The sequence below is a fragment of the Nocardia sp. bgisy134 genome, assembly GCF_057708325.1.
The window spans coordinates 19,975-44,671 of sequence record NZ_JBYIRW010000017.1 but is presented as its reverse complement, the minus strand read 5'-3'; the positions used below and the strand labels follow the sequence as shown (position 1 = coordinate 44,671).

General features: G+C 69.6%; 23 protein-coding genes. 10 read left to right on the top strand and 13 right to left on the bottom strand.

The genetic code is table 11. From position 1 onward, the window contains the following. Positions 1–32 precede the first annotated feature (32 nt). A complete protein-coding gene (locus tag AC3ERS_RS26815; protein WP_357400583.1) occupies positions 33–1,001 on the top strand; it encodes a sigma-70 family RNA polymerase sigma factor in 969 nt (322 codons plus the stop codon). Positions 1,002–1,136: 135 nt separating this feature from the next. On the opposite strand, the gene AC3ERS_RS26810 is transcribed toward AC3ERS_RS26815, so the two are convergent. The 3 genes from AC3ERS_RS26810 to AC3ERS_RS26800 form a co-directional block, all read right to left on the bottom strand. After that, a complete protein-coding gene (locus tag AC3ERS_RS26810) occupies positions 1,137–1,442 on the bottom strand; it encodes a DUF4333 domain-containing protein (RefSeq protein WP_431970867.1) in 306 nt (101 codons plus the stop codon). A 107-nt stretch (positions 1,443–1,549) separates the two neighbouring features. Beyond that, positions 1,550–4,237: a bifunctional acetate--CoA ligase family protein/GNAT family N-acetyltransferase gene (locus AC3ERS_RS26805; protein ID WP_431970866.1), complete on the bottom strand. Its 2,688-nt coding sequence runs from the start codon at positions 4,235–4,237 to the stop codon at positions 1,550–1,552. Beyond that, complete coding sequence (locus tag AC3ERS_RS26800) at positions 4,230–5,495, bottom strand: acetoin utilization protein AcuC (RefSeq protein ID WP_431970865.1); 1,266 nt, start codon at positions 5,493–5,495, stop codon at positions 4,230–4,232. The genes AC3ERS_RS26805 and AC3ERS_RS26800 overlap by 8 nt, the downstream gene beginning before the upstream one ends. A 185-nt stretch (positions 5,496–5,680) precedes the next feature. Between AC3ERS_RS26800 and AC3ERS_RS26795 the strand changes: the two genes are divergently transcribed. Further along, the gene (locus AC3ERS_RS26795) at positions 5,681–6,370 is read left to right on the top strand and encodes an iron-dependent transcriptional repressor DtxR (RefSeq protein WP_431970864.1); all 690 of its coding nucleotides are present in this window, start codon (positions 5,681–5,683) and stop codon (positions 6,368–6,370) included. A 3-nt stretch (positions 6,371–6,373) separates the two neighbouring features. Then, entirely contained in the window at positions 6,374–7,354 is a 981-nt protein-coding gene (galE, locus tag AC3ERS_RS26790; RefSeq protein ID WP_431970863.1) for a UDP-glucose 4-epimerase GalE, read from the top strand. Positions 7,355–7,404: 50 nt separating this feature from the next. Here galE and AC3ERS_RS26785 read toward each other — a convergent pair whose 3' ends face one another. Continuing rightward, positions 7,405–8,757 carry a DUF4192 domain-containing protein gene (locus AC3ERS_RS26785; protein ID WP_431970862.1) on the bottom strand — a complete coding sequence of 451 codons (1,353 nt, stop codon included), beginning with the start codon at positions 8,755–8,757 and terminating at the stop codon, positions 7,405–7,407. Between the two features lie 262 nt (positions 8,758–9,019). Next, a complete protein-coding gene (locus AC3ERS_RS26780; RefSeq protein WP_431970861.1) occupies positions 9,020–9,727 on the bottom strand; it encodes a DUF5642 family protein in 708 nt (235 codons plus the stop codon). Positions 9,728–10,024: 297 nt separating this feature from the next. On the opposite strand from AC3ERS_RS26780, the gene AC3ERS_RS26775 reads away from it, so the two are divergent. The 4 genes from AC3ERS_RS26775 to speD all read left to right on the top strand — a co-directional run bounded on the left by AC3ERS_RS26775 (position 10,025) and on the right by speD (position 15,948). After that, on the top strand, positions 10,025–10,957 hold the full coding sequence (locus tag AC3ERS_RS26775; RefSeq protein ID WP_431970860.1) for a PAC2 family protein: 933 nt from the start codon (positions 10,025–10,027) through the stop codon (positions 10,955–10,957). 65 nt (positions 10,958–11,022) lie between these two features. Then, positions 11,023–13,521 (top strand): DEAD/DEAH box helicase, encoded by a 2,499-nt coding sequence (locus AC3ERS_RS26770; RefSeq protein WP_431970859.1) that lies wholly within the window; start codon positions 11,023–11,025, stop codon positions 13,519–13,521. 97 nt (positions 13,522–13,618) lie between these two features. Further along, positions 13,619–14,731, top strand: a complete 1,113-nt coding sequence (locus AC3ERS_RS26765; protein ID WP_431970858.1) for a type III PLP-dependent enzyme — start codon at positions 13,619–13,621, stop codon at positions 14,729–14,731. 8 nt (positions 14,732–14,739) lie between these two features. Beyond that, on the top strand, positions 14,740–15,948 hold the full coding sequence (speD, locus tag AC3ERS_RS26760) for an adenosylmethionine decarboxylase (protein ID WP_431970857.1): 1,209 nt from the start codon (positions 14,740–14,742) through the stop codon (positions 15,946–15,948). A gap of 120 nt (positions 15,949–16,068) precedes the next feature. On the opposite strand, the gene AC3ERS_RS26755 is transcribed toward speD, so the two are convergent. From AC3ERS_RS26755 to AC3ERS_RS26725, 7 genes are all read right to left on the bottom strand, one after another. Further along, positions 16,069–17,463 (bottom strand): cation:proton antiporter, encoded by a 1,395-nt coding sequence (locus AC3ERS_RS26755; RefSeq protein WP_431970856.1) that lies wholly within the window; start codon positions 17,461–17,463, stop codon positions 16,069–16,071. Positions 17,464–17,664: 201 nt separating this feature from the next. After that, positions 17,665–17,868 carry a tautomerase family protein gene (locus AC3ERS_RS26750; protein WP_431970855.1) on the bottom strand — a complete coding sequence of 68 codons (204 nt, stop codon included), beginning with the start codon at positions 17,866–17,868 and terminating at the stop codon, positions 17,665–17,667. Beyond that, positions 17,868–18,605 carry an SDR family NAD(P)-dependent oxidoreductase gene (locus AC3ERS_RS26745; protein WP_431970854.1) on the bottom strand — a complete coding sequence of 246 codons (738 nt, stop codon included), beginning with the start codon at positions 18,603–18,605 and terminating at the stop codon, positions 17,868–17,870. Before AC3ERS_RS26745 ends, AC3ERS_RS26750 begins: the two co-directional genes overlap by 1 nt. Positions 18,606–18,681: 76 nt before the next feature. After that, positions 18,682–19,272, bottom strand: coding sequence for an LmrA/YxaF family transcription factor (locus AC3ERS_RS26740; protein ID WP_431970853.1), 591 nt, complete (start codon positions 19,270–19,272; stop codon positions 18,682–18,684). 23 nt (positions 19,273–19,295) lie between these two features. Continuing rightward, positions 19,296–19,784, bottom strand: coding sequence for a gamma-glutamylcyclotransferase family protein (locus AC3ERS_RS26735; RefSeq protein ID WP_431970852.1), 489 nt, complete (start codon positions 19,782–19,784; stop codon positions 19,296–19,298). Between the two features lie 128 nt (positions 19,785–19,912). Next, a complete protein-coding gene (locus tag AC3ERS_RS26730; protein WP_431970851.1) occupies positions 19,913–20,692 on the bottom strand; it encodes an MBL fold metallo-hydrolase in 780 nt (259 codons plus the stop codon). A gap of 58 nt (positions 20,693–20,750) precedes the next feature. Beyond that, positions 20,751–21,659: a hydrogen peroxide-inducible genes activator gene (locus AC3ERS_RS26725; protein ID WP_431970850.1), complete on the bottom strand. Its 909-nt coding sequence runs from the start codon at positions 21,657–21,659 to the stop codon at positions 20,751–20,753. Positions 21,660–21,770: 111 nt separating this feature from the next. Between AC3ERS_RS26725 and AC3ERS_RS26720 the strand changes: the two genes are divergently transcribed. The 3 genes from AC3ERS_RS26720 (at position 21,771) to AC3ERS_RS26710 (ending at position 23,845) form a co-directional block, all read left to right on the top strand. Next, positions 21,771–22,358, top strand: coding sequence for a peroxiredoxin (locus tag AC3ERS_RS26720; RefSeq protein WP_431970849.1), 588 nt, complete (start codon positions 21,771–21,773; stop codon positions 22,356–22,358). Positions 22,359–22,465: 107 nt separating this feature from the next. Beyond that, a complete protein-coding gene (gene ahpD / locus AC3ERS_RS26715; RefSeq protein ID WP_431970848.1) occupies positions 22,466–23,005 on the top strand; it encodes an alkylhydroperoxidase, AhpD family in 540 nt (179 codons plus the stop codon). A 165-nt stretch (positions 23,006–23,170) separates the two neighbouring features. Beyond that, positions 23,171–23,845 (top strand): PhzF family phenazine biosynthesis protein, encoded by a 675-nt coding sequence (locus AC3ERS_RS26710; protein WP_431970985.1) that lies wholly within the window; start codon positions 23,171–23,173, stop codon positions 23,843–23,845. Positions 23,846–23,901: 56 nt separating this feature from the next. On the opposite strand, the gene AC3ERS_RS26705 is transcribed toward AC3ERS_RS26710, so the two are convergent. Then, positions 23,902–24,618: a DUF5134 domain-containing protein gene (locus AC3ERS_RS26705; RefSeq protein WP_431970847.1), complete on the bottom strand. Its 717-nt coding sequence runs from the start codon at positions 24,616–24,618 to the stop codon at positions 23,902–23,904. Positions 24,619–24,697: the final 79 nt, after the last annotated feature.

Below are 24,697 nucleotides of genomic sequence, written 5' to 3'. Positions count from 1 at the left end.
CGGAGTGAGACACCACCGACAGGAGGCAAGTCATGACCAGCCCCGCCACCACTCGAGTGCGCACCAGCGAATCGGACCTCGACGCCCAGAGCCCTGCCGCCGACTTGGTACGCGTGTACCTGAACGGAATCGGCCGCACCGCGCTGCTCACGGCTGCCGACGAGGTCGAGCTGGCCAAGCGCATCGAGGCGGGCCTCTACGCCCAGCACCTGCTGGAAACGGGCAAGCGGCTTTCCGCCGGCCGGAAGAAGGATCTCGCCATCATCGTGCGCGACGGCCAGTCCGCACGGGCGCACCTGCTCGAAGCCAACCTTCGCCTCGTGGTCTCGCTCGCCAAGCGCTACACCGGCCGCGGCATGCCGCTGCTCGACCTCATCCAAGAGGGCAATCTGGGCCTGATCCGGGCCATGGAGAAGTTCGACTACGCCAAGGGCTTCAAGTTCTCCACCTACGCCACCTGGTGGATCCGTCAGGCGATCACCCGCGGCATGGCCGATCAGAGCCGCACCATCCGGCTGCCCGTCCACCTCGTCGAGCAGGTGAACAAGCTGGCCAGGATCAAGCGTGAGCTGCACCAGCAGCTGGGCCGCGAAGCCACCGACGAAGAGCTGGCCAACGAGTCGGGCATCCCGGTCGACAAGATCTCCGATCTGCTCGACCACAGCCGCGACCCGGTGAGCCTGGACATGCCGGTCGGCAACGACGAAGAGGCGCCGCTGGGCGATTTCATCGAGGACTCCGAGGCCACCTCGGCCGAGTCCGCGGTGATCGCCGGACTGCTGCACCACGACGTGCGTAGCGTGCTCGCCACCCTGGACGAGCGCGAACAGCAGGTCATCCGCCTGCGCTTCGGCCTCGACGACGGTCAGCCGCGCACCCTGGATCAGATCGGCAAGCTCTTCGGTCTGTCCCGCGAGCGGGTGCGTCAGATCGAGCGTGAGGTCATGGCGAAGCTGCGCAAGGGCGAGCGGGCCGACCGCCTGCGGGCTTACGCCAGCTGACCCGTCGACGCCGGGTGCTTCCGAGGCGCCCCGGCGTCCGACTTGGTGGCCGACGCGTCACCGCACAGACGCCGGCCGGTGTCCGCGCGACCCGCCCCCTCCGGGTTCCGCGCGAACCGGTCGGCGAACTCTTGGTCAGGCCGGGTCGACGGCGACGTCGTAGTTGACCGTGTCGCCTTCCACCGAGGTCACCGTGACGGTGAGAGCGAGCGTGTCGCCGCCCGCCGTCAAGGTGCAGCGCATGGTCGTGCCGACCTTGCCCTCCAGATCGCCCGGGCAATCGATCGCGTCGGGCGCCTGTCCGACCTCCTCCGTCAACGTCTGCTTCACCGACTTCTCCAGCTCGCTCTCCTTCACCTCGGGCGTGGTCGAACCGATCTCCACCGAACACCCCGCGGCCACGAACGCGACGAACAACCCGGCAAGGGCAAAGGCTTTCATGTCGACACGAACCTCTCTGGTCGAATCCTTCGGATCTTCACCAGATCGGGTGTCGCACAAGCGCCGTTAACGCCGACCGGCAGCAGCCGGTCGCCGCGGCGCGGCGCTCACGCCAACCGCCGCGGGCCTACGTCGAACCGGCTCGGCTCGGGACCGATGCGCCCACGCGCGTAGATGATCTCCGCCGAGGTCGGCGAGGCCAGCACCGGATCGAAGGACAGCTCGCGCATTTCCGGGATGTCGTCGAACAGCGCCGAAATACGTTGGGCCAGTTCGGCGAGCGCGGCCTTGTCGACCCGCGGGCTGGCCGGTGTGCCGGACAGCAACGGGGCCGCGCGCGGCGCGTCTATCAGGGCCGCCGCCTCGTCTCTGGTCAGCGGGAGCGCGCGGTAGGCACGGTCGCCGAGCATTTCGATGATCATGCCGGACAAGCCGAACTCGATCACCGACCCGAACGACGGGTCGTCCTGGACGCGCAGGATGCAGCCGACGCCTTTGGTCGCCATCTTCTGGATGTGCAGCACCGGATCGCCGCAGACCTGCACCAGGTCGGTGTAAGCCTGGCGCACCGCCTCCGGTCGCCACAGGTCCAGGCGCACGCCGGACAGATCCGGCCGGCGCCGCCACATCTCTCCGGTGGCCTTCGCCGCCACCGGATATCCCAATTCCTCGGCCGCGGCCACCGCCTGCTCGGCGTCGCGCACCTCACGGAACTCGACCACCTGGATGCCGTAACAGGTCAGCAGCTCGACGGCCTCCAGATCGGTCAGCCAGCGACCGCCGGAATCACCCATCCACCGCGCCACCAGGCCCCTGGCCCGCTCGGTGTCGATGCCGTCCGGTCGCACCACCGCCGACACGGGTTTGTCCCGCCACTCCGCGTAGCGGCGGACCCGGGCCAGCGCCCGCGCCGCCCGTTCGGGATCCGGGTACGACGGAATCGATCCGCGCAGCGCCATCCCGCCCTGGCCACGCACCGCGAGCAGGTGCGGAATGCCCTGCTCAGCGATGAAGGTGGTGACGATCGGCTTGTCCGCCTCGGGCACCGCCGCCGCGGCAGACCGGATGGCGTCGGCGAACCCGGCCATCGGCAGCGGCACCGGCGGCGCGAAAACCACGATGACGGAATCGATCTCGGTGGCGCGCAGGGCCTCGACCACGGCGTCCAGGTAGGCGCCCGGGGTCGCCTGCGGACCCAGATTCACCGGTTCGGCCACATCCAGGCCCTCGCCGCGCGCCGCGTCGACGGCCAGCCAGCTCAGCGCGGTGCTGTTGCTGATCACCGCCAGCCGCGACCCGCCGGGCAGCGGCTGATAACCGAGCAGCGCCGCGCAGTCGAACAACTCCGAGATCGAGTCCACCTGCACGATGCCCGCCTGCGCGAACAGATCCCGCACGATCGAGCGATCCATGTCGCGGGCCGGCTGGCTGCGCCCCGCCTGCCGCCCGCTGCTCACCGCGACGATCGGTTTGGTGCGCGCGACCCGGCGCGCGATCCGCGAGAACTTGCGCGGGTTACCGAAACTCTCCAGGTACAGCAGGATCACGTCGGTGTCGGGCGCGGTGTCCCAGTACTGGAGCAGGTCGTTGCCGGACACGTCGGCGCGGTTACCCGCCGAGACGAAGGTGGAGAGTCCCAGGTTTCGCGCGGCGGCCTCGCCGAGAATCGCGGCGCCCAGCGGGCCGGACTGACAGAAGAACCCGATCCGCCCGCGCGCGGGCAGCACCGACGCCAGTGTCGCGTTCAGTGAGACCGCCGGATCGGTATTCGCGATGCCGAGCGCGCTGGGCCCGACCACCCGCATGCCGTGCACCCTGGCGGCCGCCACCAGATCGCGTTCGGCGGCGAGCCCCTCCGGACCGGTCTCGCCGAACCCGGCGGTGAGCACGACCAGGCCCTTGACGCCCTTGGCCATGCAGTCGTCGAGGACCGAATCGATCGCCGCGGCGGGCACCGCGACCACCGCCAGGTCCACCTCGTCGGGAATCTCGCGCACGGTGGCGTAGGCGCGCACCCCGCGCACCGATTTGCGGGTGGGATTGACCGGATACACCGGCCCCTGGAACACGCCCGACAGCAGGTTCGCCAGCACGACCCCGCCGACCCGGCCCGCGGCGGGCGTGGCGCCGATCACCGCGACCGAACCGGGCGCGAGCAGGTTCCCCACGCTGCGCGCCTCGGAGGCCCGTTCGCGCGAATCCCGCACGGACACCAGGGCTTCGGTCGGGTCGATGGCGAACTCCAGGTGCAGCACCGAGCCGTCCCTGCTGCGCTCGACCTGATAGCCCGCCTCCCGGAACACGGTGACCATCACGGTGTTCTCGGCGAGCACCTCGGCGACGAAGGTCTCGATCTTGCTCTCCGCCGCGGCGCCCGCCAAGTGCTCGAGCAGGATGGAGCCGAGTCCGCGGCCCTGGTGCTCGTCGGCCACCACGAAGGCGACTTCCGCCGAGCGGGGGCCGGTGCGGTCGAGCAGTTCGTAGCGGCCCACCGCGATGATCTGCTCGGCGAGTTCCACGACCAGCCCGACCCGGTTGTGATAGTCGAGATGGGTGGTCCGGTACAGGTCCTTGGGCGAGATACGCGGGTAGGGGCCGAAATACCGCAGGTACCTGGTGCGGTCGGAGAGCGCGGCGTGGAATTCCTGGATCCGGTCGCCGTCCTCGGAGGTCACCGGCCGCAGCCGCACCACCCCGCCGTCGGAGGCGAGCACGTCGGCGAACCAGTGCTGCGGCGGCGGGGGCGGCGTCGCCGGGGTGGACGGAGAGTCCGGGACGGGGTTCTGCTCAGTCACGGGGGTCCTCCGGATCCAAGCCGAGCAATCCGAAGCTGGCTCGGCGCGTTGCCAATACGGCCGTGTCGACGGCCCGCTGCGCCCGGTCGGCGCGCGCGTCTCCAGTCTCCACGGTCCCGCCGGGCCCGTCCCACGGACGGTATGTGATGTCGCCCCCGTCGCCCATGGTGCGCGGCGGCTCCGTGTTCGGCGCCACGGCGCGCACCATATCGATCCAGTCCTGCGGCACCGGGGTTTCCGGTGCGATGTCGCGGTCCAGCGCGGTCGCCAGCAGGTGACTCCAGGCGCGCGGCACCACCCGGACCAGGCCGTAACCGCCGCCGCCTACCGCGAGCCAGCGTCCCTCCGCGTATCGGTCGGCGAGATCGCGCATGGCGCGGAACGCCGCGCGCTGCCCGTCCACGGTGAGCTCCATGTCGGCGAGGGGGTCCTCACGGTGGGTGTCCACACCGCACTGGCTCACCACGATCTGCGGGCGAAACGCCTCCACCGCGCCGGGCACCACCGCGTGGAAACCTCGCAGCCACTGGGCGTCTCGGGTGCCGGGTAGCAGCGCGAGGTTGATCGCGGTGCCGTCTGCCGCGCCCACGCCGGTCTCCTCGGGCCAGCCGGTATTGGGCCACAGGGTCGCCGGGTGCTGATGGATCGAGACGGTCAGCACCCGGGGGTCCGCGTAGAAGACACGCTGCACCCCGTCGGCATGGTGCACGTCGACGTCGAGGTAGGCGATCCGGTCGAAACCGTGCTCGAGCAGCCAGGAGATCGCCACGGCCGCATCGTTGTAGATGCAGAAGCCCGAGGCGGTCGAGGCCATCGCGTGGTGCATGCCGCCGCCGATGCTGACCGCACGCCGGGTGCGGCCCTCGGCGATCTCGCGCGCCGCGGCGAGCGTGCCGCCGACGATGATCGAGGCCGCCTGGTGCATGCGCGGGAACACCGGGTTGTCGGGTGAACCGAGACCGTAAGGCGGGGCGAGGGGCTCGTCGGCCGGCGCGACCGCGTGCTCGACCGCCTCGATGTAGTCGGCCGTGTGGACGCGCAGCAGATCGGCGCGGTCGGCGGGCGCGGGCTCGAGCCGCTCGACACCGTCGAGCAATCCCAGGCTTTGGGCCAGCGCCATGGTGAACTTCAGTCGCGCCGGTTTCATGGGGTGCTCCGGCGTCCAGGTGTAGTCGAGGAAGCGATCGCTCCACACGACGGTGCCCGAACTCCGGTGCGCCCCTGGCTCGTGGGGCGACGCCGAGGGTGCAGTGGCCATGCTCGCAACGGTACGCGGGAAGCTACGCGCCCCGTCGGACGTTTGTATGCAGTAGAAATAGAGCAAGTACGAACACGGCGACAGGCCGTGCGCCGACACGGTTCCGATGGTGGGACGCGAACCGACACGGCGCACGGTGCTATCGCCGTGCGTGGGTAGAATTCGTGCCGACGAAGGGGTAACAGGTGAAGGATCTGGTCGACACCACGGAGATGTACCTCCGTACCATCTACGACCTCGAGGAGGAGGGCGTGGTGCCCCTGCGCGCCCGGATCGCCGAGCGCCTCGAGCAGAGCGGCCCGACCGTGAGCCAGACGGTCGCGCGTATGGAGCGCGACGGACTGCTGCTCGTCGCGGGCGATCGCCATCTGGAGCTCACCGAGAAGGGCCGCAGCATGGCCGTCGCGGTGATGCGCAAGCACCGGCTCGCCGAGCGGCTCCTGGTCGACATCATCGGCCTGGACTGGCAGAACGTGCACGCCGAGGCGTGCCGCTGGGAACACGTCATGAGCGAGGACGTCGAGCGGCGTCTGGTCGAGGTGCTCAACCACCCCACCACCTCGCCGTACGGCAACCCCATCCCCGGTTTGGACGAGCTGGGCATCACCGCGCCCACCGCGGTCGACGAGACCCTGGTGCGGCTCTCGGACCTGCCGCACGGCCAGCTGCACGCGGTCGTCGTGCGCCGCCTCGCGGAGCACATCCAGACCGACCCGGAGGTGATCGGCCAGCTGCGCGAGGCCGGTGTGGTGCCCGACGCGCGCGTGACGGTCGAGACCAAGCCGGGATCCGTGATCATCAGCGTGCCCGGCCACGACAGCGGCTTCGAGCTGTCGGACGAAATGGCCCACGCCGTCCAGGTGAAGCTGGTCTGATCCGTGAAACTTCTGGTCACGGGTGGTGCGGGTTACGTCGGGGGCGTCTGCGCACAGGTGCTGCTGGAGGACGGCCACGAGGTGGTCGTCGTCGACGATCTGTCCACCGGTAACGCCGACGGCGTCCCCGTGGGCGCGCGCTTCGTCGAGGGCGATGTCGCCGAGCTCGCGCCCGCGCTGCTGCGCGGGGAAACCTTCGACGGCGTCCTGCATTTCGCGGCCCAATCGCTGGTCGGCGAGTCGGTGCAGCAGCCGGAGAAGTACTGGCACGGCAATGTCGTCAAGACGCTGGAGCTGCTGGAGGCCATGCGGCTGACCGGCACGCCGCGCCTGGTGTTCTCCTCGACCGCCGCGGTGTACGGCGAACCCGAGCAGGTGCCGATCACCGAGGACGCGCAGACCCGGCCGACCAACCCTTACGGCGCGTCGAAGCTCGCCATCGACCACGCGATCACCTCCTACGCGATCGCCCACGGCCTGGCCGCGACCAGCCTGCGGTACTTCAACGTCGCGGGCGCCTACGGCGGCCTCGGTGAAAACCGCATGGTGGAAACGCATCTCATCCCGCTCGTCCTGCAGGTCGCACTCGGCCATCGCAAGGCCATCTCCGTCTTCGGCACCGACTGGCCGACTCCCGACGGCACAGCGGTACGCGACTACATCCACATCCGTGATCTCGCCGAGGCCCACCTGCTGGCGCTGCGCTCGGCCGAAGCGGGCGTGCATCGTGTCTACAACCTCGGCAGCGGCGCGGGATTCTCGGTGCGCGAGGTGATCTCGGCATGCGAGCGGGTCACCGGCCTGCCCATCGCCGCCCAGGACGCGCCGCGCCGCCCCGGCGACCCGGCCACGCTGATCGCCTCCAGCGAGCGGGCGATCGCCGAACTCGGCTGGCGGCCCGAACACAACGATCTCGACGAGATCGTCGCCGACGCTTGGGAGTTCCTGCGCTCGCTGGGTTCGCGCGCGCATAGCGCACCGTAGCCGCGCGCCGCACCGTCCGCCCCGCCGCGTCGGATCATCCCGGCCCCACCTCATCGGATCATCGGTCCGAGGTCGACGCCGAGCCACGCGGCGGTGGCGTAACCGCTGCGAGCGAGCCTGCGCAGCTGTTCAGGGCGCATGCCCGCGCACAGCGCGGTCTCCAACAGGGTCGCCATCGCGTTGGACGGGTCGGCGTCCAACGCCGCCTCCAGCGCGATGCCCGCGAACGGTCCATCGCCACGCAGATAGGCGCTGTAGCCGAGCAGGGCCGCGAACTCCGCGCGATCCGACCCGGAGCAACCGCGGGCGAGGGTCAGCCAGAGCCGTTCGGCGGCGGCCGCGTGGTCACCGGCGGCCAGCGCGAACATCGCGTCGCGGACCACCCGATCACGCAGGGCGGCAACGATTTCCGCGATCTCCGGCGCGGCTAGCACGGCGCCGGATTCGATGTTGGCGACCTGCCACAGCACGTGTTCCAGCGACCGCCTGCGGTATCCGGTCAGCTCGTCGTGCCGTATCGCCCTGGCGAACCGGTCCCTGGCCACCGCGACCGCGCTGTCGAGCTGGGCGCCGACCTCGGCGCACAGCGCCGCGTCGACGGCCACACGGTCGGTGAGCTCCGCGCGGGAACGCAGGATCGGCCGCCCGTCCAGCACGTGCGCCAGCGCCACCGTGGACGCGCTCGGATCCGGCACCGTGCCGCCGCCGGACCGGTCGAGCAGGCTCCACCACGGCCGCCCTTCCTCGATCGCGGCCACCGCCCACGCGCCGCCGATCCGGATGCCGCTGGAACCGAGCCGGTCGGCCAGTGCGGCGATCAACGCCCGCCCGGCGGCGCCGGACCGCGCGGCACGCCGCGCCTTGCGCGCGGGCCGACCGGCTCGGTCGTCGACGATCACCGCCAGCACCTCGGTCGCGCGCTCCGCGGCGCAGATCTGTCCGATCAGCGCCGCGAACGACGCGGCGAGACCACGACGGCCGCCCTCCGGCGCCAGATCGAACCGCAGCACCGCCGCGATGGCCGGGCTGGCGCCGGGCTCGGCGGGACCGAGCACCGCGACGACGAGTGAGCGAGACGGATAGAAACCGACCATCGCGGGCACGGCGGCGATCAGTTCGCCGGGATCGTCGACCCGCAGCGGGCGCGCCGAGTACCCGCCGCGATACAGCGGCGAGGGCTGTCCGCACAGCACACCTGCCCCTGGATCGTCCTCCTCGCCCGTCCTGCGGTTCCGTGAGCCGACGAACGAGGGACGTTGGCACAACCGCGGCCGTAGACCTTCCGGCCGCCGGTCGGTGCGCGCTGAGTCGCTGTGCTGCCGTCCGGGCGGGCAAGCCGGTTCGCGGCTCTCGCCGCCGCGCCGGGCCCCTGCGTCGCGGGGCGGGTTCGCTGGAGTCGTCATGCCGCCATCCTGCGCGTCGTCCGGACCGCCGCCGACCGCCCGACCTGCGCGAACGATGCCCCTGTGGATAACGGCCGCGCTGTGGACGAATCGGGGCGAGGCAGACGTCCGGCGGTGCGCGATGTCGTACCCCGCGAGTACCGGGCCGATGCCCGTGCCCGCACCGGCGCGAGCACCCGTCATTTCGCCCTGGACGACACGAATCACCGTGCGGAACCGACGATTTCGCCCCGGAGGACAGTCCCGCCGCGCGGGCCGATCCTCAGGCCTCGCGCACCTTCCGCACGGATGTCGTGAACAGCTCGTCCAGCGCCGCGCTGTCCGCGACCGCCTCGCTGAACGTCATGTAGGTCACCGCGATTCGCACATCACCCACCTGCCCGATCAGAGTCCGCATGTTCTGCGTCAGGCCGGGGCCGCCGACGTCGGGGGCGACGGTGCGGCGCAGCGCCAGCGTGTCGTCGGCATCGATGGGCGGCGCCGGGGTCAGCTCGGTCGACACGGTCGTGGTCGCGCCCGCGCGGGAGACCCGTACCTCACCGCACCGCCGGACCTGGTCGCGCAGTGTGGACAGCGGCTGCCGGGTCCGGGTGAGTTCCACGGTCAGCGTCCCGCGGGAGACCTCGTCGGTGCCGACCGCGATGGCGGTGTGATCGGGGCCGAACTGCTGTTCGGTGGGCGCGCACCCGTCCGGCCGCACGGTCGCGCCGCGGGTCACGCCGTTCAGATCGCCCGCCGCCTGGGCCGCCGCCTCCGGTGGTAGCACCACCGCCGGGTAGCTCGCGGGGAACTGCGCGGGGTCGGGCAGCATCGTCGTCAGTTCCGCGCCGATGTGCCGGACGGTCGTCGGCCCGACCGCGACCGGGCTCCCGGCGACGGTCGATCCGCAGCCCGCGAGAACCAGCGCACACACGACAGGCGCGCAGGCGCTCAGCACGCGCGTACGTCCCGTCCACACCGGCACAGTCACCCGGCCCACTGTGCCAAACGCGAGTTTCCGCTTCCACGCCGCCACGCCGACGACCCCGCCCCGGCCAGTGGCACATCGGGCGAAACGCTGTGCCGGTGTAACCCGCCGCGACGAGGGAATACCGGTATCGATCCGGGCGGGAATGCCTGGGGTTCGGGCGCTGTTGGCTCGTTCTATGGGTCGGTGTCCGCACCGTGCGCGGTACGTGTCATCGCCATGGGGGACAATGGACATGGGTTCCCCGCCGTGCTGCCCAGGATCGGCGGCCGCGGTGGACCGCGCAGGAAGGAGTACGCGATGGACTACGAGTCGCGAATGTACGAGCTGGAGTTCCCCGCTCCGCAGTTGTCGTCGGCCGACGGCGCGGGTCCGGTGCTCGTACACGGACTGGAAGGCTTCACCGACGCCGGGCACGCTGTCCGCTTGGCCACGACGCACCTGCGCGAGAGCCTGGAAAGCGAACTGGTCGCCTCGTTCGACGTGGACGAATTGCTCGACTACCGCTCGCGCCGTCCGCTGATGACGTTCAAGACCGATCATTTCGCCGATTACGCCGACCCCGAGCTGAACCTGTGGGCGCTCCGCGACACCGCGGGCACCCCGTTCCTGTTGCTCTCCGGTCTGGAGCCGGATCTGCGCTGGGAGAAGTTCACCACCGCGGTGCGGCTGCTGGCCGAACAGCTCGGCGTGCGCCGCAGCATCGGCCTGAGCGCCATTCCGATGGCCATCCCGCACACCCGCCCGCTCGGCGTCACCGCGCACTCCTCGAATCGCGACCTGATCTCCGATCACCAGCGCTGGCCGGGCGAGTTGCAGGTGCCGGGCAGCGCGTCCTCGCTGCTGGAGTTCCGGATGGCCCAGCACGGCCACGAGTCGGTCGGTTTCTCGGTGCACGTGCCGCACTATCTCGCGCAGACCGCCTACCCGGAGGCCGCGCAGACGCTGCTGGAGAACGTCGCCGAGAACGCGGGCCTGGAGCTGCCGCTCGCCGCGCTCGGCGAGGCCGCCGCGCGGGTCCGCGAGCAGGTCAACGAGCACATCGCGGGCAACTCCGAGGTCGAGACGGTGGTGAACGCGCTGGAGCGCCAGTACGACAGCTTCGTCACCTCCCAGGAACGCCAGTCCAGCCTGCTGGCGGGCGACGGCGAGCTGCCCAGCGGTGACGAACTGGGTGCCGAGTTCGAGCGTTTCCTCGCCGAACAGGGCGGTTACGACGGCGACAACATCTGACGGGCGCGGCGCGGTGGCCCGATCGCGGTGACGGCCCCGACAACGCCTGCCCTAAGCTGGTCGGAGTGGATCTGACCGAACTGCTCGACATTCCAGGAACCGACGCCGACGCGCTCTACGAGTCGTTCGGCATGTGGGCCGCCGAGCAGGGCACGCCGCTGTATCCCGCGCAGGACGAGGCGCTGCTGGAGCTGGCGTCCGGATCCCACGTCATCCTGGCCACGCCCACCGGCTCCGGTAAATCCCTGGTGGCGGTCGGCGCGCATCTGTTCGCACTGACCCGGGGCCAGCGCACCTACTACACCGCCCCCATCAAGGCGCTGGTCAGCGAGAAGTTCTTCGCCCTGTGCGAGGTGTTCGGCGCCGACAAGGTCGGCATGGTCACCGGCGACGCCGCGGTGAACCCCGACGCCCCGATCATCTGCGCCACCGCCGAGATCCTGGCCAACCTGGCGCTGCGCGAGGGCGCGGACGCCGACGTCGGCCAGGTGGTCATGGACGAGTTCCACTTCTACGCCGATCCGGACCGCGGCTGGGCCTGGCAGGTGCCGCTGCTCGAGCTGCCGCGCGCGCAGTTCCTGCTGATGTCGGCGACCCTGGGCGAGGTCGACTTCTTCGCCCGCGACCTGGAGCGGCGCACCGGCCGCGGCACCGCGATCGTGGCGGGCTCCGAACGACCGGTGCCGCTGACCTTTTCGTATGTGCGCACGCCGATCACCGAGACGCTGGAGGAGCTGGTCACCACCCATCAGGCCCCGGTCTACGTGGTGCATTTCACCCAGGCCGCGGCACTGGAGCGGGCGCAGGCGCTGACCAGCGTGAACTTCGCCACCCGCGCGGAGAAGGACGCCATCGCGGCGGCGATCGGCGACTTCCGCTTCGCGGCGGGCTTCGGCAAAACGCTGTCGCGGTTGATCCGGCACGGCATCGGCGTGCACCACGCGGGCATGCTGCCGAAATACCGCAGGCTGGTGGAGCGGCTGGCGCAGGACGGGCTGCTGAAAGTGGTGTGCGGCACCGACACTCTCGGCGTCGGCATCAACGTCCCGATCCGCACCGTGCTGCTGACCGGACTGACCAAGTTCGACGGCGTGCGCACCCGCAGGCTCAAGGCCCGCGAGTTCCACCAGATCGCGGGGCGGGCCGGACGCGCGGGCTTCGACACCATGGGCACCGTCGTGGTGCAGGCCCCCGAACACGAGGTGGAGAACGCCCGGCTGCTCGCCAAGGCCGGCGACGATCCCAAGAAGCAACGCAAGGTCCAGCGCCGCAAACCGCCGGAGGGCTTCGTGTCCTGGAGCGAGGAGACCTTCGACCGATTGGTCGCCGCCCAGCCGGAGCCGATGGTGTCCCGCTTCGCCGTCACCAACGCGATGCTGCTCAACGTGATCGCGCGGCCGGGCAACTGTTTTCACGCCATGCGGCATCTGCTCGAGGACAACCACGAGCCGCGTCCGGCGCAGCGCAGACACATCCTGCGCGCGATCCGCCTCTACCGCGCGCTGCGCGACGCCGGGGTGGTCCAGCAGCTGCCCGAGCCCGACGCCACCGGCCGCTACGCCCGCCTGACCGTCGACCTGCAACGCGATTTCGCCCTGGACCAGCCGCTCTCGCCCTTCGCGTTGGCCGCGCTCGACCTGCTGGATCGCGACTCCCCCGGCTACACCCTCGATGTGGTCTCGCTCATCGAGTCCACCCTCGAGGATCCGCGCCAGCTGCTGATGGCTCAGCAGCACAAGGCGCGCGGCGAGGCCGTCGCCGAGATGAAGGCCGATGGCATCGAGTACGACGAGCGCATGGAACTGCTCGAGGAGGTGACCTGGCCCAAGCCGCTGGCCGAGCTGATCGAGCCCGCCTACGAGACCTACCGCGCCGGACATCCGTGGGTCTCGGAGTTCGCGCCCTCCCCCAAGTCCGTCGTGCGCGACATGATCGAACGCTCGATGACGTTCGCCGAGCTCATCTCGCACTACGAGCTGGCCCGCTCGGAGGGCGTGGTGCTGCGCTACCTGGCCGACGCCTACCGCGCGCTGCGCCGCACCGTGCCCGACGCGGCACGCACCGAGGAACTCGACGACCTCACCGAGTGGCTGGGCGAACTTGTCCGGCAGGTGGATTCGAGCCTCCTCGACGAATGGGAGCAGCTCACCGGTCCCGGCGCGGAGAGCGACGCCGAGCAGCTGGCCTTCGGCGCGGAGACCATCCGCCCCATCTCCGCGAACGAGCGCGCCTTCCGCGTCATGGTGCGCAATGCCCTGTTCCGCCGCGTCGAGCTGGCCGCGCTGCGCCGCTGGGAGGCGCTGGCCGACCTCGGCACCGGACCGGACTGGGCCGAGGAGCTCGCCCCCTACTTCGCCGAATACGAGCGCATCGGCACCGGCCCGGACGCGCGCGGTCCCCAGATGCTCCGGATCGAGCAGCGTCCCGGTTTCTGGCATGTCCGCCAGATCCTCGACGACCCCGCGGGCGACCACGGCTGGGCCATCGAGGCGGTGGTCGATCTCGCCGAGTCCGACGCCGCGGGCGAGGTGGTGTTCGACGAGGTCACGGTGTCCGAAGGGTAGGGCCGCCGCCCCAGCTCGGATACGGGTTTCGACGGATTCGTATCTGGGTAGGGGCCGCTGATACTCTCTCCGCTGCTGCCCACGCGAAAGATCAACTATGCCCGAATCTCCGTACCTTGTCATCCACTCCGAGCGAGTTCGCGAAAATTACCGTGCGCTCGACGCCGCTGTCGCCGTCCGAGGGGACAAGGCCCGCATTCGCTTCGCGGTGAAGGCAAGCCCGGTGCCGGAGCTGATCACTCTGCTCGATGCCGAGGGCGCGGAATTCGACGTGGCGAGCATCGGCGAGATCGACCTGTGCCTCGGCCTCGGGGTGGCGCCGGACAAACTCTGCTACGGCAACCCCATCAAGAAGGCCGCCGACATCGCCCGCGCCTACGCCGCGGGGGTGCGCCGCTTCGCCTTCGACACCGAGGACGATCTGCTGCGCATCGTCGAGCACGCCCCCGGTTCGGAGGTCGAGTGCCGGTTCCTGGCCTCGGCCCCGGAGTCGCGCACCCCGTTCGGCACCAAGTTCGGCTGCGCGCCCGCCGAGGCGCTGCGGCTGCTGGTGCGCGCCCGCGATCTCGGGCTGGTCGTGGCCGGGCCCTACTTCCACGTCGGCTCTCAGCAACTGGATCCCGCGGCGTGGCGGATCGGCATCCAGCAAGCCGGTGAGATCGCGGAAGCGTTGGCCGCCAAGGACATTCACATCACCTCGGTGAACATCGGCGGTGGGCTGCCGATCTCCTACGCCGAGGCCGCCCCCGCGCTCGGCGAGATCGCCGCGGTCGTCAACGCCGCGGCCGCCGAATTCCTGCCCGAGACTGCCGGACTGGTCGTCGAGCCCGGTCGCGCGCTGGTCGGCAACGCGGGCACCATTCACGCCGAGGTCGTCGGCGTTCGAATCGCGCCGGACGGACGGCGCTGGGTGTATCTCGACATCGGCCGTTACAGCGGAATGGCCGAGACGGAGAACGAGTACATCGCCTACCGGTTCGTCACCGAACGCGACGGAGACCCCGTCGACGAGGCGGTGGTCGCCGGTCCAACCTGCGACGGCGACGATGTACTGTATCAACGCACACGGGTCCTTCTGCCGACCACGTTGCGAGCCGGTGATCGCGTCACGATCCTCGACACCGGCGCCTATACCGCGAGCTATTCGTCGGTGTCCTTCAATGGTTTTCCGCCCTTGACCGTTCATGTCTCGGGCGCTGAGCGAGAGTGAGTTTGCCTATGACGGCGGAATTCACCGGCTGGCACGTGCTGGCCGAGTTCGGTGGTGTCGACGCAGATCTCTGCGACGATCTCGAACGACTCGAATCGGCGTTGCGTGAGTCTCTGATCGCGGCGGGCGTCACCATCTGCGATGTCGTTCACAAGAAGTTCGATCCGCAGGGGGTGACCGTCCTCGCGCTGTTGTCGGAGTCCCACGCCTCGATTCACACTTATCCGGAGTCCGGCGACATCTTCGTCGACGTCTTCACCTGCGGCAGCATCGGCGCGGGCGCGACGAAGGCCGTCGAGATGCTGCGGGATAAGCTGTCCCCCAAAGACGTTCGCATGAAGGTCATTCAGCGCGGGCACGGCGCGCAGAAGATCGAGGAGCCGGTCGGCGCGGGCCTGACCCGGATCTGGGATCTGCACGATGTGATCGTCGACACCCATACTCCGTTCCAGCACATGGTCATCGCGCGCACCGAACAGGGCATCAGCCTGTTCTCCGACGACGACCGCCAGTCGACCGAATTCTCCCAGCTGACCTACCACGAGGCGATGATGGTGCCCGCCTTCGTGCTGGCCGAGAAGCTGGACAAAGTGCTGATCATCGGCTCCGGCGAGGGCGTCGCGAGCCAGATGTCGGTGGCCGCGGGTGCCACCCACGTCGACCATGTCGACATCGACCAGCTCGAGGTCGAGCTGTGCGCCGAGCACCTGCCCTACGGCTACACCACCGAGGAGCTCGCCGCGGCGGTCGCGGGCGAGGGCCCGGTCACGGTGCACTACGCCGACGGCTGGGACTTCCTGGCCAACGCCCAGCAGGCGGGCACTCGCTACGACGTCATCGTGATCGATCTGCCCGACGAGCGGGTCGAGGACGCGCAGCACAACCGGCTCTACGAGTCGGAGTTCCTGTCCCGATGTCGAGCGCTGCTCGCCCCGGGCGGCGTGCTCAGCGCGCAAGCCGGTTGCGCGACGATGTGGCGCAACGAGACCCTCGAGCGGTCCTGGAAGCGTTTCCACGAGCAGTTCGGCACGGTCGTGCACTACGGCAGCGACGAGCACGAGTGGTCGTTCCTGTTCGGTCTGGTCGACTCGATCGGGGATCCGGTGCCCGGCATGGTCGACCGCTTGGCCACCCTGCCCTACCGCGCGGAGACCATCGACGGTCGCGCGCTGGTGCGCGGCGCCATCGAGCCGCACGCGCTGCGCGCGGAGCACTAGGCTCCCGAAATACGCCGAATCGCATCGGCGCCAAGGATTTTCGACTTCCTCGGCGCCGGTGCGATTCGTCTTTTCCGCGCTCGGCGGTCAGCCGGGCGAGTACCGAAACGGTGCCGGCGCTCAGGTGGTGACGGGTGCGGGATCGCCGGAGCGCTCCGGCTCACCGCCCGGCTCCTTGCCCGCCGTCTCCGGTTTCGGCTGCTCACCGTCCGGTCCGAAGACCAGACCCGCCTTCCACGCGCCGCGCTCGAAGATCCGCTGCACCGGCGTCGCCACGAACGTGGTGATGATCGTCATCAGCGCCAGGATCGTGTAGAGCTCGCCGCTGATCAGCCCCGCGCTCAGGCCGATGTTCAACAGAATCAGCTCCATCAGCCCGCGGGCATTGGCCAGCGCGCCCATCGAGGCGGCCTCGCGCCTGCTCATGCCCTGCCAGCGCGCCGCGAGCCCGACCGCGCCGAACTTGCCCGCGAACGAGACGATCAGCACGATGGCCGCGACGAGCAGGACCTCCGGCTCGAAGATCAGGCTGAGCTGGGTGTTGAGGCCGGAGTAGATGAAGAACGCGGGCAGCAGCAGGTAGGCCACCAGCGGCTCGAAACGCTCCCGGATGGCGTCGAGCAGCTTGCCGCGCGGCATCACAGCGCCCGCGACGAACGCGCCGAATACCGAGTAGATCCCGCACCAGTCGGTGAACCAGCTGGCCAGCAGCACCACCAGCAGCACGATCGACAGTTGCGCGATCGGCAGCCCGCCCGCGCGCTCGGTGTCGCCGCGCTTGGGCTGCCAGGTCTCGAGCTTGGCCAGGAAGCGCCGCGCGACGAACACCATGAACAGCAGGTAGGCCAGTCCGCCGCCGATAGCGAGCAGCGCGCCGTTCATGCTGTCCTTGGTGGTGGCGACGACGGTGGCCAGCAGGACCCACGCGCACGCGTCGTCGACGGCGGCGCAGGCCAGCGACATGGTGCCGAGGCGCGTGTTCAGCAGACCCGAGTCGTAGATGATCCATGCCAGCATCGGGAACGCGGTGATGGCGACGGCCGCCGCCACGAAAAGCCCGCCCTGCCAAGGCTCCACCTTGTCGGTGAAATATCCGCCCGCGCCGACCATCCACCAGCCGAGCGCGCCGCCGAGCGCCAGCGGCACGGCCACGCCCGCGGTCGAGGTGGCGCCCGCCTTGCGCAGATGCGAGGACAGAATGTCCAGCTTGAACGAAGCGCCGACCAGGAACATGTAGAGCACCAGGCCGAGCTGGCCGACGACGTAGATCGCGGTCAGGTTCGGGTGCGTGATGCTCGCGCCTCCCACCGCGAGCTTGGCCGGGAACAGCCATTCCTGCGCCGAGGGCCAGATCAGGCCCAGAATCGACGGTCCGAGAACGAATCCGGCGACCATGATGGCCACCACCTGTACCTGACCCAACCGACGGAACACCGGCCAGAGCAGGCGGTAGGTCGCCAGGATGACCGCGACCTGAAGAAAGAAATGGGTGGTGATTTGCAAAAGCGATGGCATCGCAGCTCCCCTCCGTCGAGCTGGATTGTGCACTGACACTGAGAGATCGCGGAGCCCCTCCGGAACGCAACTCAGTGTCCTATTCTGTGCCTGATCCGCTCACCGTGCCGCCGCTTTCCTCCGGCACACCGGGATACGCCGACGCCCGGCGGCGTGTGGCCGGAACCGCGGTCCGACCACACGCGCGCCGGGCGCCCGCGCTCAGGAATTCCGTGCGCGCCAGTCCGCCACGTTCATCCCGCCGACGCCCCAATCGGTCAGCGCCACTTCGTCGATCACCACGAACGTGCTCGCCGGATCCTTGCCGAGCACATCCCGCAGCAGGTCGGTGACGCCCTTGATGAGCTGAGTCTTCTGCTCGACGGTGACGCCTTCGTCGGTGACCTTGATGTTGACGTACGGCATTACGCTGCCCTCCCGGAGATGAACCCGCCGTCGACGGGGAAGATGTGACCTGTGGTGAATTCGGCGTCCGCCAGATAGAGGACGGCCGCGGTGGTTTCGGTGACCTCGCCGATACGGTTGAGCAAAGCCAAACGGCCCGAGGCTTTTTCGTCGCCGTCGCCGTGCAACGGGGTGCGAATGATGCCCGGCGCGACGAGGTTCACCCGAATGCCCTCGGCGGCGAGTTCGGCCGCCAGGCTCGTGGTGAGCGCGTGCACGCCGCCCTTGCTGACCAGCGCGGCGGACGCGGGCAACCCGGCGAGCGCGTGGTTGATCAGCACGGTGCCGATGTTCACGATGCTCCCGCCGCCGCCTTGCTCTCGCATCCTGCGCACCACCGCCTGGGTGGTGAAGTAGGTGCCCTTGAGGTTGCCGTTCAGGTAGCTGTCCAGCTCCGCTTCGGTGACGTCGACGAACGGCTTGGCGCCGAAGATCCCGGCGTTGTTCACCAGTACGTCCACCCGGCCGAACCGCTCGACCGCGGCCCGCACCAGCGCGGAACCCGTTGCAGCGGAGCCGATGTCGCCGACCACCTTGCCGACCCTTTCGGGGGCGCCGAGCTCGGCGGCGACGGCGGCGAGCTTGTCCGGATCGCGCCCGTTGATCACCACGTTGTCGCCGCGGGCGACCAGCGCCCTGGCGACATCGCGACCGATCCCGCTGGAGGATCCGGTCACGATGACCGTTTTCGCTGACATGTTGTTTCCCTTCTTTTGATACGACCGGTCGTCTTGGAATGGGTACGAAGCGGCCCGCCGAAGCGGGCAGCGGAGTTCAGGGGCGGAAATAGTCGTCCAGGAGGCGCCGCAGACACTTGTGCAGCGGTTCCAGCGAGCGATCGACCTTCATCCGGATGACCGACCCCTCCCACGACTCGACCAGCAGGTCGGCGAGTTCCTCGGCCTCGATGTCGCCGCGCACCAGGCCGAGTTCCTGCGCCTCGTGCAGCGCCTCGGCCACACCGTCGCGCCACGTGCGGAACGCGCCGGACAGCGATTCGCGCAGCGTCTCGCTGCCCTCCAGCTCGCCGCCCAGGTTGGCGATCAAACACCCACCGGTGTAATCGGATTCGACGAACTCGCCCATCTGCCTGGCGAAGAACGCCCGCAGTCCGGTCACCGGATCCGGTGCGGGCCCGAGCGCTTCGGCGAGATTCCGCTGGATGCAGCGGGAGTGGTAGTCGATGACCGCCTGCCCGAAGCTCTCCTTGCTGTCGAAGTAGTTGTAGAACGAGCCTTTCGGCACGCCGACCGCGTCGAGCACCTGCTTGATGCCGGTGCCGTGATAGCCGTTGGCCAGGAATCCCGCGGCGCCCTCCTCCACCAGGAGCTGACGGGTGTCGTCACTGCGTCGCGGTCGTGCCATGCGAGAAATATACGACCGGTCGTCTAGGAATCGCAACCCGTCGGGTCGAGCGACCGTCGCCAGCCCGCGCACCGCAGGGTGAACGCGCTCAAGTGCTCGGCGGCGAACGCCTCGGCCCGCCACTCCACCGAGGTCGCCTCGGCGGTCCACACGTACGTCCACACCGCGCATGACGCGACAAACGCGCAGCCCTCGGAACTCTCCGGGTGGGGGCGCAGCAGGTCGTCGACCCGTTCTGCACCGAAATCCACTGGGCGCAAGTCGTATTCGTCGTCCTCGAAGGCGTCCAGCACCGCCCACTCCCCCGCGCTCAAGCCGAAGAGCAGCACGCCGCGCACCGTCGCTCGCCCATCCGGTACCAAGCCCGGATACACCCGGCCGGGCAGCGCGGCCGCGCGCCATCCGGTCAACTCGGCGGGTGACAGGTCGGGGCACCGGCCGAGCAGCTCGCGCAAGACCTCGGGAAACTGCAAGGTGCCGTAGACGAAGAGCGCGTGCTCGGACACGGACACCCGCGCTAAGCGTCCAGCCGGATGACCACCGACACCGTCCACCACAGCTCCTCTCCGCCGTCCCCACCAACTGTGCCGCATCGTCGGCGGCGGCGAGGACCCGGCTCCACGACAGGGACGGACCGGCGTCAGCCCCGCCCAGCGAGCCGGGCGAAGGCCTCGGCATCGTGCGACGAGAAGACGGTGATCTCGCCGCCGTGCGCCCGATTGAGTTCGAGGAGCCGTTCGCGGTTCTCCCGGAAGTCGCTCGACCCCAGTGAACGCAGCTCCAGGAGCTGCCAGATCAACGGGGTCCGCGGGTGCACCGGATCGACCTCGCTGCCGACGTAGAAGGCGTCGCCCGCGTGCAGCAACCAGCCGTCGCCGGTGTCGACCGCCACGCCCACGTGCCCCTCGGTGTGGCCGTACAGGGGGACGACGAGAATCTCCGGCGGCAGGCCGGGCAGGTCGCGGACCGCGCGGAAGCCGAACCACTCTGCGCCGCCGTCGATCTCGTTGGTCAGCCACTTCGGCCGGTGCGCCCACTGAGCGGGCTGGTAGCGCAACTTGTCGAACAAGCCCTTCGCGGAGGTCGCCGCGCGCAGTTCCGGGCCGTGCACATGCACCGTCGCGTCCGGGAAGTCGGCCAGCCCGCCCGCGTGGTCCAGATCCAGGTGGGTGAGCACGATATCGCGGACGTCGGCCGGGTCGTAGCCGAGCGCCTGGATCTGCCGGACGGCCGTCTCCCGTTCGAGCAGCTTGGCGCCCAACGAGAATCGCGCGGGCCCCATCATCCGCCCGGGATCCCGCACGCACTCCAGGCCATAGCCGGTGTCGACCAGGACCAGCCCGGTGTCCGTCTCGATCAACAGGCAGTGGTCGACCATGCCCAACGTCATCGACCCGCAGTTCAGGTGGTGAATCCGCACCCGCCGAGCGTCTCAGCCACCACGCCTGGCGGTCAATGCCCGCACCGCTGGGAATCCCTCACATCGGCCGCTGCGCGCGGATGATGGCGGCGAGGTATTCGTAGTCTTCGCTGCGGGCGCTGGAGGCGCGGAAGGCGAGGCCGATGGTGCGGCCGGGGGCCGGGTCGGCGAAGCGGGCGGTTTCCAGTGTGCCCCTTGCGGTTTCGGCGGCGACGGCCATTTCGGGGATGAGCGTGACGCCGAGTCCGCCCGCCACGCACTGCACCACGGTGGCGAGCGAGGCGGCGCGGGTGTCGCCGACGGCGCCGGGATGGACGTCGACCGAGCGGCACAGGTCGAGGGTCTGGTCGCGCAGGCAGTGCCCCTCGTCGAGCAGCAGCAGGGGCAGCGAGCCGAGCACCGCGGGCGCGATGTCCTTGCGGCCCGCGAGTTCGTGCCCGCGCGGAGTCACCAGCACGAATTCCTCGGTGTAGAGCGGAATCTCCACCAGACCCGAATTCTCGGTGGGCAACGCGAGCAGCGCGACGTCGAGCACGCCGGTGCGCAGCCCCTCCAGCAGGCGCGCGGTCTGATCCTCGACCACCTGCGGCACCAGCGCGGGCAGTCGCTTGAACAGCTCGGGCAGCAATCGGGGCAGTACGTACGGCGCGACGGTCGGGATGATCCCCATCCGCAGCGTGCCGCCGAGCCCGTCGCCGGTGGCAGAGGCCAGAAAGCGATCCGCCGCCTCGAGCGTCGCCATCGCCTTCGGCAGCAGGCGCATTCCGGCCGCGGTGACCAGGACCCGACGCGTGCTGCGCTCGATCAGCTGTAGCCCGAGTCCGTTTTCGAGCGCGGCCAATGCTTGCGATAACGTGGGCTGGCTCACATTGAGCCGGGCGGCCGCGGTACCGAAGTGCCGGTACTCCGCGATCGCAACGAACGCACGCAGCTGCGAGAGTGTCGGCTGATAAGTCTGATCAGTCACGCCTATCAGTTTAGTGCGACTGATCACCTTTACCTTTTCACCGGCCTTTAGGCAAGATCACAGCAGAACTTCCGCACGCCCAAAACCCCACAAAGGACGAGGAGACAAAGCATGGCCCTGCTGACCATCGGCGACCAGTTCCCGGCATACAACCTCACCGCGGTCATCGGCGGTGACCTGTCGAAGGTCGACGCTCAGCAGCCTGACGACTACTTCACCCAGGTCACCAGCGACGACCACGCGGGCAAGTGGCGGATCGTCTTCTTCTGGCCGAAGGACTTCACCTTCGTCTGCCCGACCGAGATCGCCGCGTTCGGCAAGCTGAACGACGAGTTCGCCGACCGCGACGCCCAGGTGCTCGGCGCCTCGGTGGACAACGAGTTCGTCCACTTCCAGTGGCGCGCGCAGCACGAGGACCTCAAGACCCTCCCGTTCCCGATCCTGTCCGACCTCAAGCGTGAGCTGGCCGCCGCCACCGGCGTGCTCAATGCCGACGGCGTCGCCGACCGCGCGACCTTCATCGTCGACCCGAACAACGAGATTCAGTTCGTCTCGGTCACCGCGGGTTCCGTCGGCCGCAACGTCGACGAGGTGCTGCGCGTGCTCGACGCGCTGCAGTCCGACGAGCTGTGCGCCTGCAACTGGAAGAAGGGCGATCCGACCATCAACGCCGGCGAGCTCCTCGCCGCCAGCGTCTGATTCGGAACACCCCGTCCCCCAACTGATCCCGATCCCCGCGCCTGCGGGGAGCGTCATCGAGAACGTCCCCCGCGCGCGGGGCCCGATCCACACAGAGGAAGCGTCGAATGAGCATTGAGAACCTGAAGAACTCCCTCCCCGAGTACGCCAAGGACCTCAAGCTCAACTTGTCATCGATCTCGCGCACCACCGTGCTGAACGAACAGCAGCTGTGGGGCACCCTGCTCGCGTCGGCGGCCGCGACCCGGTCGGCGACCACCCTGCGCGAGATCGCCGAGGAGGCCGCCGACGTCCTGTCGGCGGAGGCGTACAACGCCGCGCTCGGCGCCGCCTCGATCATGGGCATGAACAACGTGTTCTATCGGGGCAAGGCGTTCCTCGGCGGCCGCTACGACGACCTGCGGGCCGGTCTGCGCATGCAGATCATCGGCAACCCCGGCGTCGACAAGGCCGATTTCGAGCTGTGGTCCTTCGCGGTCTCCTCGATCAACGGGTGCGCCCACTGCCTGGAGGCGCACGAGCACACCCTGCGTGAGGCCGGTGTCTCTCGCGAGGTGATCTTCGAGTCGCTGCGCGCCGCCGCCATCGTGGCGGGCGTCGGTCAGGCCGTGCAGTCCACCGAGACGCTCGCCGCCGCGTCGGTCTGACGCGGCGACAACCCGGCGGTCCCGTCCACATCGGACGGGACCGCCGTCGTTTCGCCACCTCGGCGGACGCTCCGAAGAGTGACCAAGGCTACATTTGCTAGCAAGTAGCCAGCGGTGAGAGCCGGTAGGCTCGCGTGCATGGGCACACAGGATGAACCGGAAGCCATGGGCACACGGGTCGAGGTGGTGCGCGTATTCACGGATGCGACCGGACGCCTCGGCAATCAACTGGGCATCGCCCGTGCGAAAGACGTCGGCGACGTCGACGCGCAGGCCCTCGCGGCACGGGCCGGGTACAGCGAGACGGTGGTCGTCGAGGATCCGGTCGACGAGATAGCCCGCGTGCGGATCTATACCCCGGTCGTCGAACTCCCGTTCGCCGGACATCCGTCGGTCGGCACCGCGTGGTGGTTCGCCGAACAGGGCATCCCGGTGCGAGTGCTCGACCTGCCCGCCGGTCCGGTGGCTGTCGAGCTGGCCGAGGGCATGACGTGGATCAAGGCCCGCGGCGAATGGACGCCGGACTTCACCTTCCATCAGCTCGACAGCGTCGACGAACTGGAGACGGTGCGGCCCGACGAGTTCCCCGGTGGACCGCACTACCTGTGGTGCTGGACCGAGGAGCACCGTGCGACGGTGCGGTCGCGAATGTTCGCCCCCACCATGGGTATCGCCGAGGACGAAGCCACCGGCGCGGCGGCCGTCGCGCTCACCGCACTGCTGCGCCGCAGCCTGATCATCACCCAGGGTCAGGGCTCGCAGTTGTTCACCGAGTGGGACTCCGACGGCTGGGTGCGCCTGGGCGGACGGGTCGTCGCCGACACCGTCGTCGAGCTCTGATCGCGACCCGGCCGGGCGCCGTCGCTCCGAGCGGCGCGTTCCCCGCTAACGGCGTCTCACCGGAGCGCGGCGTTGCCGCCCAGCACGGCGGCGACCAGCATGTACGCCGTGCCGAGATCCATCACCACATGCGGCGCCACGGCCGCCGAGCCGCCACCGACCGGGTGCGCGAGCCGGTGCCATCCGCCGCCGCGCAGGCACAGCACCGCGGCCGCGTCCGCCAGGAAGAGCGCGGCGAGCGCGAGGGCCGCGAGCGGCGCGGGACCCGTGTGACCGCCGCCCGAATGGCCGGACATCGCGTAGAGCATGGCCGCCGCGGCGATCGCGTGATACCCGATCGCGAAGACCTGTCCCGCCGTAACCGCGCCACGAGCCGCGCGCCATTCCACGATCCGGCTCACCAGCAGCGCACCGAACACGACCATCATGGCGATCAGCACGCCGCGCACTGCGTGCGGGTTCGCACCGGCCGGAAAGATCAGCATCGCGAGCATGATCAGGCACATGACCAGATGAGCGGCATCCGATTCCTGAGGGTTCGCGCGAATCGTCGGTGAAAGTGACAGGGCCGAAAGCTGATTCGCGGACGATGGCGCGGCGGCGAGCCCGAGCGGCGCGGCGTCCGGCCCCGTCGCGCCTGAACAGTGATCGACCGCTCGGTCTCGGCCGAGAACCGATCCGGCCAACCGCAGCACCACGACCGCGGACGCCGCCAAGAACGCCGCCACCACCGCCCACCGCAATGCGGCGTATTCCTGCACGAACTCGGCCACACCCCACCACCTTTCGCCGCGGCGATCGTGAGACAGCCCTTCCATGCTCGCATCTCACACGGTGTTAGTGCGCCCTTTC

Coding starts and splice junctions, on each gene's coding strand:
- AC3ERS_RS26815 (WP_357400583.1), top strand. CDS start 33: ATGACCAGCCCCGCCACCACTCGAGTGCGCACCAGCGAATCGGACCTC.
- AC3ERS_RS26810 (WP_431970867.1), bottom strand. CDS start 1,442: ATGAAAGCCTTTGCCCTTGCCGGGTTGTTCGTCGCGTTCGTGGCCGCG.
- AC3ERS_RS26800 (WP_431970865.1), bottom strand. CDS start 5,495: ATGGCCACTGCACCCTCGGCGTCGCCCCACGAGCCAGGGGCGCACCGG.
- AC3ERS_RS26785 (WP_431970862.1), bottom strand. CDS start 8,757: ATGACGACTCCAGCGAACCCGCCCCGCGACGCAGGGGCCCGGCGCGGC.
- AC3ERS_RS26775 (WP_431970860.1), top strand. CDS start 10,025: ATGGACTACGAGTCGCGAATGTACGAGCTGGAGTTCCCCGCTCCGCAG.
- AC3ERS_RS26765 (WP_431970858.1), top strand. CDS start 13,619: ATGCCCGAATCTCCGTACCTTGTCATCCACTCCGAGCGAGTTCGCGAA.
- speD (WP_431970857.1), top strand. CDS start 14,740: ATGACGGCGGAATTCACCGGCTGGCACGTGCTGGCCGAGTTCGGTGGT.
- AC3ERS_RS26755 (WP_431970856.1), bottom strand. CDS start 17,463: ATGCCATCGCTTTTGCAAATCACCACCCATTTCTTTCTTCAGGTCGCG.
- AC3ERS_RS26750 (WP_431970855.1), bottom strand. CDS start 17,868: ATGCCGTACGTCAACATCAAGGTCACCGACGAAGGCGTCACCGTCGAG.
- AC3ERS_RS26745 (WP_431970854.1), bottom strand. CDS start 18,605: ATGTCAGCGAAAACGGTCATCGTGACCGGATCCTCCAGCGGGATCGGT.
- AC3ERS_RS26740 (WP_431970853.1), bottom strand. CDS start 19,272: ATGGCACGACCGCGACGCAGTGACGACACCCGTCAGCTCCTGGTGGAG.
- AC3ERS_RS26720 (WP_431970849.1), top strand. CDS start 21,771: ATGGCCCTGCTGACCATCGGCGACCAGTTCCCGGCATACAACCTCACC.
- ahpD (WP_431970848.1), top strand. CDS start 22,466: ATGAGCATTGAGAACCTGAAGAACTCCCTCCCCGAGTACGCCAAGGAC.
- AC3ERS_RS26710 (WP_431970985.1), top strand. CDS start 23,171: ATGGGCACACGGGTCGAGGTGGTGCGCGTATTCACGGATGCGACCGGA.